Origin of the sequence: Caballeronia arationis (assembly GCF_001544975.2) — a bacterium.
GTDB classification, from domain to species: domain Bacteria; phylum Pseudomonadota; class Gammaproteobacteria; order Burkholderiales; family Burkholderiaceae; genus Caballeronia; species Caballeronia arationis.
In genome coordinates, this window is the sequence record NZ_FCOG02000024.1 from 96,323 (window position 1) to 111,196 (window position 14,874).

Consider the following 14,874-nt stretch of genomic DNA (forward strand, 5'->3'; position numbering starts at 1 on the left):
CATGCCAGTCAAAACTCGTTTTGCTCCCGGCCGCGCGCGCGACATCGTGTGCCTTGGCCGACTTGCGGTCGATCTCTACGCGCAGCAGGTCGGCGCGCGGCTCGAAGACGTATCGAGCTTCGCGAAGTATCTCGGCGGATCGTCGGCGAACATCGCGTTCGGAAGCGCGCGGCTCGGCCTCAGGTCGTCGATGCTCTCACGCGTCGGCAACGATCACATGGGCCGCTTTCTCACCGAGACGCTCGAACGCGAAGGCTGCGACGTGAGCCATGTACGAATCGACCCCGACCGGCTGACCGCACTCGTGCTGCTCGGCATCGAAGACCGCGATACGTTCCCGCTCGTCTTTTACCGGGACGATTGCGCGGATATGGCCGTTGACGAAAGCGATTTCGACGAGGCGTATATCGCTTCATCGAAGGCGCTGCTCATCACCGGCACGCACTTCTCGACCGAGCAGGTCAACCGCACGAGCCGCCGCGCGCTCGAATACGCGCGGCGCAACCAGGTCCTCACGGTGCTCGACATCGACTATCGTCCCGTGCTCTGGGGCCTCACCGGTAAGGCCGACGGCGAAACGCGCTTCATCGCGAATGAAAGCGTGACCGCTCACCTCCAGCGCATCCTGCCCCTGATCGACCTCGTGATCGGCACGGAGGAAGAGTTCCGTATCGCGGGCGGCAAGGACCAGTTGATCGATGCGCTAACGATGGTGCGCGCGGTGACGAGCGCGACGCTCGTCGTGAAGCGCGGGCCGCTCGGCTGCTCGATCATCGAAGGCGCGGTGCCCGCTTCGATCGACGATGCGCCGATCCATGGCGGCGTCGAAGTGGAAGTGCTGAACGTGCTCGGCGCGGGCGATGCGTTCGCCTCCGGCTTTCTTTCCGGCTGGCTGCGCGACGAACCGCTCGAAGCCTGCGCGCGCACGGCGAACGCGAGCGGCGCGCTCGTCGTATCACGGCACGGCTGCGCTCCGGCGATGCCGACACCCGCCGAACTCGACTACTTCCTCGATGCCGCGAAGAAAGGCCCCGCGCGCATGCGTCGCCCGGACCGCGACGCGACGCTCGCGCGCCTGCATCGCGTGACGCCCAATCGCAAGCAATGGGATGAGGTGCTCGGTTTCGCATTCGATCATCGCAACCAGTTCTTCGATCTCGCGCAGCAGACCGGCGCCGATGAAGCGCGCATTGCGAAGCTGAAGGGCCTTTTCGTCGAAGCGGTCGCGCAGACGGAGCAGCAACTCGGTCTCGAAGGCCGCATCGGCGTGCTGATCGACGACCGCTATGGCCAGGACGCGCTCAATGCAGCAACCGGGCGCGGCTGGTGGATCGGCCGGCCGGTCGAGTTGCCCGGCTCGCTGCCGCTCGTCTTCGATCACGGGCGCTCGATCGGAACGACGCTGATCGAATGGCCACGCGAACACGTGGCGAAGTGCCTCGTGCAATATCACCCTGATCATCCGCATGAACTGCGTCTCGAACAGGAGGCGCAGATTCGCGCGCTCTATGACGCGACGCAGGCAAGCGGACACGAGCTGCTGCTCGAAGTGATCGTGCCGAAGAACGGCCCGGCAGTCGCCGACGACACGGTGTATCGTGCTCTCAAGCGCCTCTATAACCTCGGCATCTACCCGGAATGGTGGAAGCTCGAACCGATGTCAGCGAAGCAATGGCACGCCGTCGATGCGCTGATCGCCGAACGCGATCCGGCATGTCGGGGGGTCGTGCTGCTGGGGTTGTCGGCGGCGGTCGATCAGCTGTGCGACGGCTTCAAGGCGGCAGCGGAATCGGCGACCTGCCGTGGCTTCACGGTCGGCCGCACGATCTTCCACGAGCCGAGCCATGCATGGCTCGCGGGCCAGATCGACGACGCCGAACTGATCGCGCGCGTGCGCCGCACGTTCGAAACGCTGATCGACGCGTGGCGCAAGGCGCGCACCGAGACCGCCGGTCACGCGAGACAGGAGCAGGCAGCATGAACCAGCGTGATATGACTACCAGTACGCAGTCGCAAGCCTCGTCGACAACGGTGCGTCTCACCACCGCGCAAGCGCTCGTCCGATATCTCGCCGCCCAGCGCACACCGTCGGGCGAGCCGCTCTTCGGCGGCGTGTTCGCGATCTTCGGCCACGGCAACGTGGCTGGGATCGGCGAGGCGCTCTATCAGCATCGCGAGGAACTGCCGACGTTTCGCGCCCACAACGAGCAGGCGATGGCGCACAGCGCGATCGCGTATGCGAAGGCGAACTTCAGGCGGCGCATGATGGCGGTCACGACATCGATCGGCCCGGGTGCGACAAATCTCGTGACGGCCGCGGCGCTCGCGCACGTCAACCGGTTGCCGGTGCTGCTTTTGCCCGGCGACATCTTCGTCTCGCGCGCGCCCGATCCGGTCTTGCAGCAAGTCGAAGACCTGCACGATGGCGGGCTTTCCGCCAACGACGCGCTCAAGCCCGTCTCGCGCTACTTCGATCGCATCGTGCATCCCGCGCAATTGCTAAGCGCGTTGCCGCGCGCGATCCGCGTGCTGACCGATGCGGCGCTGTGCGGCCCGGTCACGCTCGCGCTGCCGCAGGACGTGCAGGCAATGGCCTACGACTACCCCGCTTCGTTCTTCGAGCCGCGCGTCGTCTCGTTCCATGCGCCTGCGCCCGTCGCGCATGAAATCGAACAGGCGGCCGCTGCGCTACGCGAGGCGCGCGAACCGCTGATCGTCTCGGGCGGCGGCGTGCTCTACGGCGAAGCGAGCGATGCGCTGCGAACCTTCGCCGAGCGGCACGGTATCCCGGTTGCGGAGACGCAGGCCGGCAAGAGCGCGCTGCCGTGGGATCATCCGCTGAACGTCGGCGGCATCGGCGTGACCGGTTCGTCGTCGGCGAACGAGCTCGCGAACGCAGCCGATTGCGTGCTTGCCGTCGGCACGCGGCTGCAGGACTTCACCACGGGCTCGAATACGCTCTTCACGCAGGCGCGGCTCATCTGCGTCAATGCAAACGCGTTCGATGCGCTGAAGCAGAACAGCATCGCAGTCGAATCGGATTCGCGGCTTGCGCTCGAAGCGCTGAGCGACGCGCTCGGTGACTGGCGCGCAGCCCCGCAATGGACGACGCGCGCACATCATCTCGCCGACGACTGGCGCACCGCCGTTGCAGACGTGACGAACACGCCACCGCATGACGGGCTGCTGCCGCGAGAAGCCGACGTGATCGGCGCGGTGCAGCGCTCGGATCCGCAGTCGGCTGCGAACGACATCGTCGTGTGCGCGGCCGGCACGCTGCCCGCCGACTTGCAGAAGCTCTGGAAGAGCGGCACACCGGGCGGCTATCACGTCGAATATGGCTATTCGTGCATGGGCTACGAGATCGCGGGCGGCCTCGGCGCAAAGCTCGCGAAGCCGGAACGCGAAGTGATCGTGATCGTCGGCGATGGCAGCTATCTGATGATGAACAGCGAGCTCGCCACTTCGGTGATGCTCGGTGCGAAGCTGATCGTCGTGCTGCTAGACAATCGCGGCTACGGCTGCATCAACCGCTTGCAGCAATCGTGTGGCGGTGCGCCGTTCAACAACCTCATCGACGATTGCAGGCAAGGTCCGCAAGGCGCACCCGCGATCGACTTCGCGATGCATGCGCGCTCGCTCGGCGCCACGGCCGAGCATGTCGCGAACATCGTCGAACTCGAAGCCGCGATGCAGCGCGCCCGCGCCTCGGACCGCAGCTATCTCATCAGCATCGACACCGACCCGGCGCGACCGACCGAGGAAGGCGGATGGTGGTGGGAAGTCGCGGTGCCCGAAGTATCGGAACGCGCAGCGGTGCAGCGCGCACACGCGGGTTATGAACGCGCGCTCGCCGCACGCTCGAAGAGCACCAGCCAATAAGGAATCTTCCATGACGACTTTCGATGTACGCATCGGCATCAACCCGCTTTCGTGGATGAACGACGACCTGCCCTCGCTCGGCGGCGAAACGCCGCTCGAACTCGCACTGACCGAAGGACGCCGCATCGGGTATGAAGGCTTCGAGCTCGGCAACAAGTTTCCGCGCGAGCCGCAGGCGTTGAAGACGCTGCTCGCGCAATACGATCTCGCGCTGGTTTCGGGCTGGTACTCGGGACGGCTCGCCACGCGCAGCGTCGAAGACGAGATCGCTGCCGTCGTGCCGCATCTCGATCTGCTCGCGAAGAACGGCGCGACGGTCATGGTGTACGGCGAAGTGGCGGATTCGATCCAGGGTTCGCCGCAGCCGCTTTATCAGCGTCCGCGATTCTTTTCGGATGCGCGCTGGAACGAATACGCCGGGCGCCTGAACAAGTTTGCCGAGTACACGCGCTCGCGCGGCGTGCGCGTGGCGTACCATCATCACATGGGCGCTTATGTCGAGACGCAAGCCGATGTCGATCGCCTCATGAGCCTGACGAACGACGACGTGGGCCTGCTCTTCGATGCGGGCCATATCACCTTCGCGGGCGGCGATCCGCTCACTCTGCTCGACAAGCACATCGCCCGCGTATGTCACGTGCATTGCAAGGACGTGCGGCCGGAGATCATCCGCCTCGCACGCAATCGCAACTGGAGCTTCCTCGATGCGGTGATCAACGGTGCGTTCACCGTGCCCGGCGACGGCACGGTCGACTTCCCGTCAATCATCGCGCGCCTCAAGCGCCACGGCTATCGTGGCTGGCTCGTCGTGGAAGCCGAACAGGACCCCGTCATCGCGCCGAGCTATGCATATGCCGACAAGGGCTATCGCACGCTGCGCTCGCTCGTTGACGCACCATTGAAGGAGGCAGCATGAGTCTGCTAGTCAAGGCATCGCGCGAAGGCCAGACGATCGCGCGCGTCACGCCGGAATCGGCCGGCTGGAAGCATGTGGGATTTGCCGCCTATCGCATGGATGGCGGCGACGTCGTGCATGTCTACGAAGCCGAGCGCGAGGTGTGCATCGTCGTGCTCTCGGGCACGGTCACGATCGAAGCGGGCGATTTGCGCTATGAATCGATCGGCAAGCGCGACAGCGTCTTCGAGGACACGGCGCCGTATGCGGTCTATCTGCCGCCGAAGCTCGCGGCCATCGTGCATGCGCAACGCGAGGCGGAGATCGGCGTGGCGAGCGCACCCGCGACAGGCAAATATCCGGCGCGTCTCATCGAGCCCTCGCAGATGGAACGCTCGACGCGCGGCAAGGGTGCGAATACACGCTACGTCTGCGATATTCTTCCGCAGACCGAGGCCGCCGAGGGACTGCTCGTGGTCGAGGTGAAGACGCCGGGCGGTCACGCGTCGAGCTATCCGCCGCACAAGCACGACAAGGACAACGTGCCCGTCGAGAGTTCGCTGGAAGAGACTTACTACCACCGGCTGAATCCACCGCAGGGCTTCGCGTTCCAGCGTGTCTATACGGACGAGCGCGATCTCGACGAGACGATGGCCGTGGAGGACCACGATGTCGTGATGGTGCCGCGCGGTTATCATCCGGTGGTTGTGCCGTATGGCTACGACAACTACTACCTGAACGTGATGGCCGGTGACAAGCGGACCTGGCACTTCAAGAACGATCCGAAGCACGAATGGATCGTCGAGCGAGACAGCAAGGTTTAGGACGGGGGTTTCTGCTGGCGCTCGGGGGCGGTGGTTGTTCAACACCGTTTGATGCTTCTGCGCTTCCGGGGAACTTGCTTTCTTAGTGGTCTATTAGCTCTGCCCCGGTCCGGGGCGGGACTTACTTTCTTTGCTGCTGCAAAGAAAGTAAGCAAAGAAAGCAGCTAGGAGGCCAACGGTGTTAGGACGTGACCACACTTGCACTACTGAGTGGCCCAGCGCCTAAGTGTCGCCCTCGAAGGACCCGCCGGGCTTGGCGCGCGCACGCATTGACAGCCCTGAAACTCCACCGGAGTGGTATGCGCTACGTTCCGGTCCGTCCGCGCTTCGCTCGGACGAAAGGCCCAACTGAACACCAGCGGATTGCAACCTCGACCGCGAACCTAAACCGCGAGACTAATGCACCTCTCGTCCAGCGAAGCGAAAACGGATGAATGACTGCTGTGCCAGTTCGTTCACTGTGCGATTTCACAGTGCGTGCCGCGCACCAAGTCCGGTAGGTCCTTTGAGGGCGACACTTAGGCGCTGCGCCACTCCGTAGTGCTAGTGCGTTGACGTGCTGCGACTGCTGCCTGAAAAAGCTGCTTTCTTTGGTTACTTTCTTTGCAGCAGCAAAGAAAGTAACTGCCGCCCCGCACAGGGGCAGAGCTAATAGACCACAAAGAAAGCAAGTTCCATAGAAGCGCAGAAGCATCAAACGGTGTGCAACACAACACCACACAACACAACACAACAGCCCAACCCCGACCTCAAGCGCCAGCGCATCCCCCCCCGACCGAGAGCCATTCCCTGCTAACGCGCTCATCGGCAGCGAGCGCATCGAACGTGCCGTCGAAGACGATCCGTCCGTGGCCCATCACCGCGACGCGATCGCCGAGCGCGCGGGCGATGGTCATGCGCTGCTCGATCAGCAGCATCGCGACGCCGCGTTGCTTGAGCGTCGAGAGACAATCGGCGAGCTGTCGCACCACTTGCGGCGCGAGGCCTTCGGCGGGCTCGTCGACGATCACGAGCTCAGGGTCGCCGACAAGCGTTCTCGCGAGCGCCAGCATCTGCTGCTCGCCGCCTGACAGCACGCCCGCCCTCACCGACATTCTCTCCCGCAGCTCAGGAAAAATTCGATACGCATCGTCGATGGTGAAGCGCCATGCCTGCTCGTTCATCCCGAGCACGAGATTCTCGCGCACGGTCAGCGCGGGAAAGATGTCGCGCTGTTCGGGCACGTAGCCGATCCCGCGCCGCGCGACGCGAAACGGCCGCAGCCCCGCGAGCGACGCGCCCCGAAAGCTCACGCCGCCCTTCGTTTGCACGAGTCCCATGATCGCCTTCGCGAGCGTCGAGCGGCCCGAGCCATTGCGTCCGCTCAACGCGAGCACTTCGCCCTCGCGTATCGACAGATCGACGCCGTGCAGCACGTGGCTCGCGCCGTACCACGCATGCAATCCGACGACATTGAGCAGCGCGCTCATCGCCATGCCTCATCGTCGCCGAGATAGGCTTCTCGCACCGCCTCGTTCACGCGAATCTCAGCGGGTGTGCCGGTCGCGATCACCTCGCCGCGCACAAGCACCGAGATACGATCCGCGAGCGCGAACACGGCCTGCATGTCGTGCTCGACGATCAGCAAGGTCCGGCCTTTGGTCGTCGAGCGGATCAGATCGAGGGCACGCGCGCTTTCCGCGCGATTCATGCCGGCGGTCGGCTCGTCGAGCAAGAGGATCGGCGCGTCGGTGGCAAGCGCGATGCCGAGGTCGAGCGCGCGCTGCCCGGCGTAGCCCAGCGACGCCGCTCGTTCATCGCGCCGCTTCGCGAGGCCGACCGATTCGAGAATCTCTTCGGCCTTGCGGTCGATTGCGCGCGAACGGAACCAGCGATCGACCACCCGCGCCGCGGGCGCGCCAAGCAATGCGCAACGCACGTTGTCGAAGACGGAGAGGCCGCCGAACACGCTCGTCGTCTGGAAGCTGCGCGCAAGCCCGCGCCGCGCGACGCGATGGGCCGGCATGCCCGACACGTCGACGCCGCCCACGACGACACGTCCGCCGCTCGCGCGCGTGCGGCCCGATACGAGATCGAAGAGCGTCGACTTGCCCGCGCCGTTCGGACCGATCAGCGCATGACGCTCGCCGCGCACGATCGCGAGATCGACGCCGCGCAGGATCTCGGTGGCACCGAAGCGTTTCGTGACGCGATGCAGTTCGAGCGCGGCGGTCATCGCTTCGCCCCGCGCGTGAGGAGCGCGGCCAGCACAGCGCAGCCGAAGGCCGCGAGCCACGGCATCAGCGTTCGTCCGTCGAGTGTGATGCTGCCTAAGCGCGTCACGCCGTCGCCGTTGCCATCGAACTGCATCGCGTAGGCGGTTTCGCTCGCGATGACGACCGCAAGTCCCCATGCCGCAGCGGCCAGTGCGAGGCGTGGCGTGCGGCGTGTGGCCGAGAGTCCGCACAGGCCATCGGGCGCCGCCACCACGATCCACACGAAGACGAGACCGAGGTACATGAGCCACGCGGGCGACACGCTCGCCACCGCCACACTGAAGAACGTCAGCAACGCGGCGCCCGCGACCGGTCCGAAAAAGGACGACGTCCCGCCGATCACCGTCGCGATCAGCACGCTGCCCGACCGCGCGAGCCCGACGCCTTCGGCCGAAGCCAGTTCCACGTTGATCAGCGACATCGCGCCCGCGATGCCCGCGAAGAACGCTGACACGACCGACATCGTGAAGCGCACGCGCCGCGGGTCGAAGCCGATCGATGCCACGCGCGTGGCGTTGTCGCGCACGGCGTTGGCGAGGCGCACCGTCGGCGTGCGCGAGAACGCGTACATCGCGATGCACGCAATGACGCACCACACCGCGATCAGCGCATACGCCTCGCGCGCGGGACCGAAAGTCCATGTGAAGAACGGGGGGCCGCTCGCGCGATCCACGGACACGCCGCCCTCCCCGCCGAACCACCCCGGCACGAGCCACACGCAGGCCGCAACGAGTTCACCGATGCCGAGCGTGATCATCGCGTAAGGGGTGCCGGAGCGGCGTGTCGAGACGAAGCCGAACAGCACGCCCGCACACGCGCCGGCCGCGCCGCCGATCAGCGGCACGAGCGGCAGCGCCACACCATATCGGTTGAAGGCATGCGCGGCGGCGAACGCGCCGAGGCCCGCGTAAGCCGCGTGGCCGAACGAAAGCAGCCCCGTCTCGCCGAGCAGCAGGTTGTACGAGAGCGCGAAGACGATCATCGTCGCGGTTTGGGCGAGATAGGCGAGCAGCCAGCTTTGCGGCGCGAAGGCAAGTGGCAGGAACAGCGCGACGATCAACGCAATCCACTTAAGCATCGTCGCCACCCTCGCCGAAGAGTCCGCGCGGCCGCACGCTCAGCATCGCGACGAGCAAGAGATACGGCAACACCGGTGCGATCTGCGCGATCGTCAGCGATGCCCACGCCGGCGGCACCGACGCCCCGAACATCGCCGCGATGCTGCCGAGCGACGCGGACGTCGCGACGGCGAACGTCTGCACGCAGCCGATCAAGATCGATGCGACGAGCGCGCCGCCGAGCGACCCCAGCCCGCCGATCACGACAACGACGAACACGATCGGCCCCATGGCATCGGCCATCGCGGGTTCGATCACGGCGAGCGGCGCGCCGATCACGCCCGCGAGCGCCGCGAGCGCGGTGCCGACGGCGAAGACCGTCGTGAAGACGCGCGGCACGTCGTGGCCGAGCGTCTCGACCATCGCCGGATGCGTGAGCGCGGCGCGCACGACGAGGCCTGTCTTCGAGACGCGCAGCACGGCGTACAGCACGGCGAGCATTGCGACCGAGAGCAGCATCATGAACGCACGATAACGCGGGAACGCGGCGCCGTAGAGCGTAAAGAGCGGGCCGTCGAGCGAAGAAGGAACCGGTGCGGCAAGCGGCGCGAGCCCCCAGACGAGCTTCACCGCTTCGGCGATCAGGTATGCCGCGCCGAAGGTCAGCAGCAGTTCCGCGAGCGCCCCGCGCGCATGCACGCGGCGCAGCAGGAACCGCTCGAAGAGCGCACCCAGCGCGCCGACGATCAGGGGCGCCGCGACCAGAGCGAACCAGAATCCGCCGTGCGCGGCGAGCGCGTACCCGACGTAGGCGCCGAGCATGTAGAAGCTTGCGTGCGCGAAGTTGAGCACGCCGAGCATGCTGAAGATGAGCGTGAGTCCCGCCGACAGCATGAAGAGCAGCAGACCCACGCTCACGCCATTGACGAGGCTCACTGCGAACCACGGAACGAACGACTGCACGCCTAGCCGATGACGAGCGGCTTGAGCGCCGCGACGAACGCCTCGGGCAGCTTCACGGGCCGGCGCGTCTCGCGGTCCACGTAGACATGCACGAAATGCCCTTGCGCCGCGGCTTGCTCACCGCCTTCGCTGAAGATCGCCACTTCATAGCGGACGCTCGTCGTGCCTAGCTTCGCCACGCGCAAGCCCGCATCGATCCGCTCCGGAAACACGATCGACGCGAAGTAGTTGCACTGCGTCTCGACTACAAGGCCGATGGTCTCGCCATGTTCGAAGTCGAGCACACCGGAGCGCATCAGATACTCGTTCACCACGGTATCGAAGTAGCTGTAGTAGACGACGTTGTTCACGTGGCCGTAGACGTCGTTATCGGACCAGCGCGTCGGGATCGTCAGGAAGTGCGGATAGTCCGCGCGGGTCTTGGGGGACGGTTTGCTCATCGTTCAGAGCGACTCCTCGAGCATGCGCCGGTAGTCGTCCGCGCTGGCCTCGCGCGGATTCGTCTTGTGGCAGTGATCCGCGAGTGCGCCCTTCACGACCTTGTCGAACATGCTCGAATCGACGCCCATCTGCGAAAGACGCGTCGGCAGTCCGAGCCGCGCGGTCATGTCGTGCAGCGCCTGTGCGAGGTCGGCGTCCGACGGCAGGTTCATTACGCGGCGCATGCGCGCGTAGCGGTTGTCGGCGACCACCGTCGGCGCCGATTCGTTGAAGCGCAGCACGGCGGGCAGCACGACCGCGTTCAGCGTGCCGTGATGCAGCGACGTGCGCCCGTCCACCGCGAGGCCGCCCAGCGGATGCGAGAGCGAATGCACACAGCCGAGGCCTTTCTGGAACGCCATCGCGCCTTGCATCGATGCGCTCATCATCGCGAGGCGCGCGTCGCGGTCCTGGCCGTCCTTCGTCGCGCGCTCGATGTGCGCCCACGCGCGCTCCAGACCGTCGAGCGCGATGCCGTCGGCGGGCGGATTGAACGCAGGCGCGAGGAAGGTCTCGATGCAGTGCGCGATCGCGTCCATGCCGGTCGCGGCGGTGAGTCCCGAAGGCAGGCCGAACGTGAGCGACGGATCGCAGATCGCCGATTTCGGCAGCAGATGCCACGAGTGAAAGCCGAGCTTGCGGCCATCGTTCAGGATGATGATCGCGCCGCGTGCCACTTCGCTACCGGTGCCCGAGGTCGTCGGAATGGCGATCAGCGGCGCGGCCTGTTCCGTGATCTTGCCGCTGCCGCCTTCGATGGTCGCGTATTCGGTGAGCGTGCCCGGATGCGTCGCCGCAATCGCGACGCCCTTCGCGAGATCGATCGACGAACCGCCGCCCACCGCGATCAGTCCGTCGCAATCTTCGCGGCGATACATCTCGGCGGCCTTGAGCACCATCGCCTCGGTCGGGTTCGACGGCGTTTCGTCGAATACCGGCAGATCGCCAAGCTTCGCACTTTCGACCGCGCGCCCGGCGAGGCCTGCGGCGGCCACGCCCTTGTCGGTGATGACGAGCGGGCGCTTGACGCCAACGCGCGCGCATTCGCTGCCGAGCATGGCGAGCGCGTCGTAGCCGAGGTGAATGTGGGTCAGATAGAAGATGAAGGCCATGGCGTGTCCTGCTCGATGGAGTGGGCGTGCGGGCATGGTAGGAGCCGCGCGCACAAGGTGTCAATCGGCGCTGGCGCGGGGCCCCCGTCGAGCGGAGCTGGCTCCCTCAGGAAGCGCACAGCGCGCGGATCTCGTCGGTGAACTGCTCGACGGTCTCGCGCTTCGTGTCCCATGCGCACATCAGCCGGCAGCCGCCCGAGCCAATGAACTGATAAAACTTCCACCCATTGTTGCGCAGCGCGAGCGCGACGCGCGGCGGCAGTTCGGCGAACACCGCGTTCGACTGCGGCTCGAACATCACCTTCACGTCCGGAATGCTGGCGAGACGCTCCGCCATCAGCTTCGCCATCGCGTTCGCATGACGCGCGTTGCGCAGCCACACGTCGTTGTCGAGGAGGCCGAGCCACGGCGCCGAAATGAAGCGCATCTTCGAGGCGAGCTGTCCCGCCTGCTTCAACCGGTACGCGAAGTCGGCGGCGAGCGCCTTGTCGAAGAACACCACCGCCTCGCCCACCGGCAGGCCGTTCTTGGTGCCGCCGAAGCACAGCACGTCGACGCCCGCGCGCCATGTGATCTCGGACGGATGCACGTCGAGAGCCGCCACAGCATTCGCGAAACGCGCGCCGTCCATGTGCACGGTCAGATGCCGGCGCTTGGCGATCGCCGCGATTGCGCGCACTTCCTCGACCGTGTAGACCGTGCCGACTTCCGTCGACTGCGTGAGCGTGACGACCTTCGGCTTCGGATAGTGGATGTCGGCGCGGCGCGTGACGATCGCCTCGATCGCGTCCGGTGTGAGCTTTCCGTTCGCGCCCGTCGCGGTGAGGAGCTTCGAGCCGCCGGAGAAGAATTCGGGGCCGCCGCATTCGTCGGTTTCGACGTGCGCGAGTTCGTGGCAGATCACCGAGTGATACGACTGGCACAGCGACGCGAGCGCGAGCGAGTTGGCCGCCGTGCCGTTGAACACGAAGAAGACTTCGCAGTCGGTCTGGAACAGGTCGCGGATGCGGTCGCAGACCTGGCTCGTCCAGGAGTCGTCGCCGTAGGACGGCTCGTGGCCGCTGTTGTTGGCGTCGATCAGCGCGGCGAGCGCTTCCGGACAAATGCCGGCATAGTTGTCGGAGGCGAAATGTTGCATGCAGTTTTTTCTTGTCGGCGTGGTGTATGCGCGCGGGCGCGCCGGGATCGGTGCCGGACATTCTATCCGCTACCAAATTCGTCCGCGCTCAGTCCGCGCTCAGTCCGCGATGAGCGCCGCAGGCGCCTGTGCGCAAGCGTCGGACGGCGCCGCATCCGTCGTGAGCATGTCGCGAAGCACGTTCAGCGCCGCCGAGAAGTGCCCGCGACGCCAGACGAGCAGCGTATCGATCGGGCCGATCGCCGGCAGCGCATGCACCGCGACGTCTTCGCTCGGCGTGCACGCGAGCACCGCGCGCGGCGCGATCGCGACGCCCGCGCCCGCGGCGACGCACGCGACGATCGCATGATAGGAGCCGAGTTCCAGCACGCGCGCGATCCGCACGCCGTCGCGTTCGAACCAGCGCTCGGCATACGCGCGATACTCGCAGCCGCGCTCGAACGCGACGAGCGTCGACAGCGCGACGTCGCGCGCACTCCCGATCGGCCGATGCCCGCTCGGCGTCAGCAACACGAGTTCCTCGCGATAGACGGGCACGTAGTCGAAAGTATCGGCCGGCGTGCTCGCCGCATCGATCGACTTCGCGACGAGCGCCGCATCGACTTCGAAATTGCGCACGCTGTCGATCAGATCGCGCGTTACGCCCGTGACGAGTTCGAGCGTCACTTCCGGCCAGCGCCGGTGATATTCGGCGAGTGCGCGCGGCAGGCGGCTCGCGGCGGTACTTTCCATCGTGCCAAGCCGCAGCCGCCCGCGCGGACGGTTCTCCGCGACGGCGTGGCGCGCCTCGTCGGCGAGGGCGAGCAGGCGTTCGGCGTAAGGCAGCAGTGTTTCGCCCGCGGGCGTCAGGATGAGCCGGCGGCCATCGCGCGTGAAAAGCTCCGCGCCGAGCTGCTCTTCGAGCTGCCTGATGCGCGTCGTCACGTTCGACTGCACGCGATTGAGCTTCGTCGCGGCGCGCGTCACACCGTTTTCCCGCACGACCGTCCGGAAGATATTCAGCGCCGCGAGATCCATTTGAATCTCCCTTTGAGATGCATCGAATCTCGATTATTCATTTTTCAGGATGGATCGGTCAAGGTAGGATCTTTCGCATCGTCTTCTGTTGAATCAACATGTCCGCCTCCATGCCGCTTCGTTTGCCTGCCCGCCGTCCCGCCCGCGATGCCGCGCTCGGCTGCGCGGTCGTGCTTGCTGTCGCGCTCGGCGTCGGGCGCTTTGCCTTCACGCCGCTCCTGCCGATGATGCTCGCGAGCGGCGCCATCGACATCCGGCACGGCGGCTGGCTCGCCTCGTGCAATTACGCGGGCTATTTTGTCGGCGCGCTTTCCTGCGCGGCGATTCCCGCAGATCACGCCCGAATGGTCCGCTTCGGGCTCATCGCCACGGTGGTGCTAACGTTCGCGATGGGCGTGATCGATGCGTTCTGGCTGTGGGCCGTCGTGCGCTTCATCGCGGGGGCCGTGAGCGCGTGGACGTTCGTGTTCGCGTCGCAATGGGGGCTGCGACGACTCACGGAACTCGGCGCGTCCGCGTGGGCCGGCGTGATCTATACGGGGCCGGGCGTCGGGATCATCGTGACGGGGCTCATCGGCGCGGCGGCGGCATCGTTGAACGCGAATGCCGTCTGGATCGGGTTCGCCGCGCTGTCGGCGGTGGCGTGCGCGTTCGTCTGGCGGATTTTTCGAAGCGATCCGCGCGATGCGGCGCCATCGGCGCGTCCTCGCGAACCGGAACGCGCCGCCGTCTCGACGCGCCGTGCGGAGGCCGCCTGGCTCATCGTCCTGTACGGCCTGCCGGGATTCGGCTACATCATCACGGCGACGTTCCTGCCGGTGATCGCCCGCCACGCGCTGCCGGGTTCGGCGTGGCCGGACCTGTTCTGGCCGGTCTTTGGCGCAGCGCTGGTCGTCGGCGCGCTTTGCGCCTCACGCCTGCCGCTTCACTGGGACAACCGCGCGCTGCTCGCCGGCTCGTATGTGTTGCAGGCGGTCGGCATCGCGCTTGGCATCGTTTTCCCGACGACAGCCGGCTTCGCGCTCGGCAGCGTGCTGATCGGCCTGCCGTTCACCGCGATCACCCTGTTCGCGATGCGCGAGGCGCGTCGGCTGCGCGGTGAGCGCGCAGCCGGGCTGATGGGTTATGCGACCGCGGCGTATGGGCTTGGACAAATCGCCGGACCGCTCGTCGCCGCGCCGATCGCCGCGCATACCGGCTCGTTTTCCATAGCGTTGTGGCTCGCGGCGGGTGCGCTCGTGGTCGGCAGC

General features: G+C 66.2%; 13 protein-coding genes. 5 read left to right on the forward strand and 8 right to left on the reverse strand.

The genetic code is table 11. The features are described from left to right. Position 1 precedes the first annotated feature (1 nt). Genes AWB81_RS16955 through iolB form a run of 4 tightly spaced genes read left to right on the forward strand, consistent with a single transcriptional unit; the run spans position 2 to position 5,601 of the window. On the forward strand, positions 2-1,981 hold the full coding sequence (locus AWB81_RS16955) for a bifunctional 5-dehydro-2-deoxygluconokinase/5-dehydro-2-deoxyphosphogluconate aldolase (protein WP_062637377.1): 1,980 nt from the start codon (positions 2-4) through the stop codon (positions 1,979-1,981). Continuing rightward, a complete protein-coding gene (gene iolD, locus AWB81_RS16960; RefSeq protein WP_062637379.1) occupies positions 1,978-3,882 on the forward strand; it encodes a 3D-(3,5/4)-trihydroxycyclohexane-1,2-dione acylhydrolase (decyclizing) in 1,905 nt (634 codons plus the stop codon). Before AWB81_RS16955 ends, iolD begins: the two co-directional genes overlap by 4 nt. A gap of 10 nt (positions 3,883-3,892) precedes the next feature. Continuing rightward, positions 3,893-4,798, forward strand: a complete 906-nt coding sequence (gene iolE, locus AWB81_RS16965) for a myo-inosose-2 dehydratase (protein ID WP_062637381.1) — start codon at positions 3,893-3,895, stop codon at positions 4,796-4,798. Beyond that, positions 4,795-5,601: a 5-deoxy-glucuronate isomerase gene (gene iolB, locus AWB81_RS16970; protein WP_062637383.1), complete on the forward strand. Its 807-nt coding sequence runs from the start codon at positions 4,795-4,797 to the stop codon at positions 5,599-5,601. The genes iolE and iolB overlap by 4 nt, the downstream gene beginning before the upstream one ends. Before the next feature lie 749 nt (positions 5,602-6,350). Here iolB and AWB81_RS16975 read toward each other — a convergent pair. The 8 genes from AWB81_RS16975 to AWB81_RS17010 form a co-directional block, all read right to left on the reverse strand. Continuing rightward, entirely contained in the window at positions 6,351-7,070 is a 720-nt protein-coding gene (locus AWB81_RS16975) for an ABC transporter ATP-binding protein (protein WP_062637411.1), read from the reverse strand. Further along, complete coding sequence (locus AWB81_RS16980; protein ID WP_062637384.1) at positions 7,067-7,816, reverse strand: ABC transporter ATP-binding protein; 750 nt, start codon at positions 7,814-7,816, stop codon at positions 7,067-7,069. Before AWB81_RS16980 ends, AWB81_RS16975 begins: the two co-directional genes overlap by 4 nt. Next, the gene (locus AWB81_RS16985; protein ID WP_062637386.1) at positions 7,813-8,934 is read right to left on the reverse strand and encodes a branched-chain amino acid ABC transporter permease; all 1,122 of its coding nucleotides are present in this window, start codon (positions 8,932-8,934) and stop codon (positions 7,813-7,815) included. Before AWB81_RS16985 ends, AWB81_RS16980 begins: the two co-directional genes overlap by 4 nt. Then, on the reverse strand, positions 8,927-9,850 hold the full coding sequence (locus tag AWB81_RS16990; RefSeq protein ID WP_374730496.1) for a branched-chain amino acid ABC transporter permease: 924 nt from the start codon (positions 9,848-9,850) through the stop codon (positions 8,927-8,929). Before AWB81_RS16990 ends, AWB81_RS16985 begins: the two co-directional genes overlap by 8 nt. A 29-nt stretch (positions 9,851-9,879) precedes the next feature. After that, a complete protein-coding gene (locus AWB81_RS16995) occupies positions 9,880-10,317 on the reverse strand; it encodes an acyl-CoA thioesterase (RefSeq protein ID WP_062637390.1) in 438 nt (145 codons plus the stop codon). Between the two features lie 3 nt (positions 10,318-10,320). Further along, complete coding sequence (gene gbd / locus AWB81_RS17000) at positions 10,321-11,469, reverse strand: 4-hydroxybutyrate dehydrogenase (protein WP_062637393.1); 1,149 nt, start codon at positions 11,467-11,469, stop codon at positions 10,321-10,323. Positions 11,470-11,575: 106 nt separating this feature from the next. Then, positions 11,576-12,607, reverse strand: coding sequence for a threonine aldolase family protein (locus AWB81_RS17005; RefSeq protein ID WP_062637395.1), 1,032 nt, complete (start codon positions 12,605-12,607; stop codon positions 11,576-11,578). Positions 12,608-12,706: 99 nt separating this feature from the next. Beyond that, complete coding sequence (locus AWB81_RS17010; protein ID WP_062637397.1) at positions 12,707-13,624, reverse strand: LysR family transcriptional regulator; 918 nt, start codon at positions 13,622-13,624, stop codon at positions 12,707-12,709. Between the two features lie 98 nt (positions 13,625-13,722). Between AWB81_RS17010 and AWB81_RS17015 the strand changes: the two genes are divergently transcribed. Then, positions 13,723-14,874: YbfB/YjiJ family MFS transporter (locus AWB81_RS17015; RefSeq protein WP_062637400.1), on the forward strand; the 1,152-nt coding region annotated here is incomplete at its 3' end.

Coding starts and splice junctions, on each gene's coding strand:
- AWB81_RS16955 (WP_062637377.1), top strand. CDS start 2: ATGCCAGTCAAAACTCGTTTTGCTCCCGGCCGCGCGCGCGACATCGTG.
- iolD (WP_062637379.1), top strand. CDS start 1,978: ATGAACCAGCGTGATATGACTACCAGTACGCAGTCGCAAGCCTCGTCG.
- iolE (WP_062637381.1), top strand. CDS start 3,893: ATGACGACTTTCGATGTACGCATCGGCATCAACCCGCTTTCGTGGATG.
- iolB (WP_062637383.1), top strand. CDS start 4,795: ATGAGTCTGCTAGTCAAGGCATCGCGCGAAGGCCAGACGATCGCGCGC.
- AWB81_RS16975 (WP_062637411.1), bottom strand. CDS start 7,070: ATGAGCGCGCTGCTCAATGTCGTCGGATTGCATGCGTGGTACGGCGCG.
- AWB81_RS16980 (WP_062637384.1), bottom strand. CDS start 7,816: ATGACCGCCGCGCTCGAACTGCATCGCGTCACGAAACGCTTCGGTGCC.
- AWB81_RS16985 (WP_062637386.1), bottom strand. CDS start 8,934: ATGCTTAAGTGGATTGCGTTGATCGTCGCGCTGTTCCTGCCACTTGCC.
- AWB81_RS16995 (WP_062637390.1), bottom strand. CDS start 10,317: ATGAGCAAACCGTCCCCCAAGACCCGCGCGGACTATCCGCACTTCCTG.
- gbd (WP_062637393.1), bottom strand. CDS start 11,469: ATGGCCTTCATCTTCTATCTGACCCACATTCACCTCGGCTACGACGCG.
- AWB81_RS17005 (WP_062637395.1), bottom strand. CDS start 12,607: ATGCAACATTTCGCCTCCGACAACTATGCCGGCATTTGTCCGGAAGCG.
- AWB81_RS17010 (WP_062637397.1), bottom strand. CDS start 13,624: ATGGATCTCGCGGCGCTGAATATCTTCCGGACGGTCGTGCGGGAAAAC.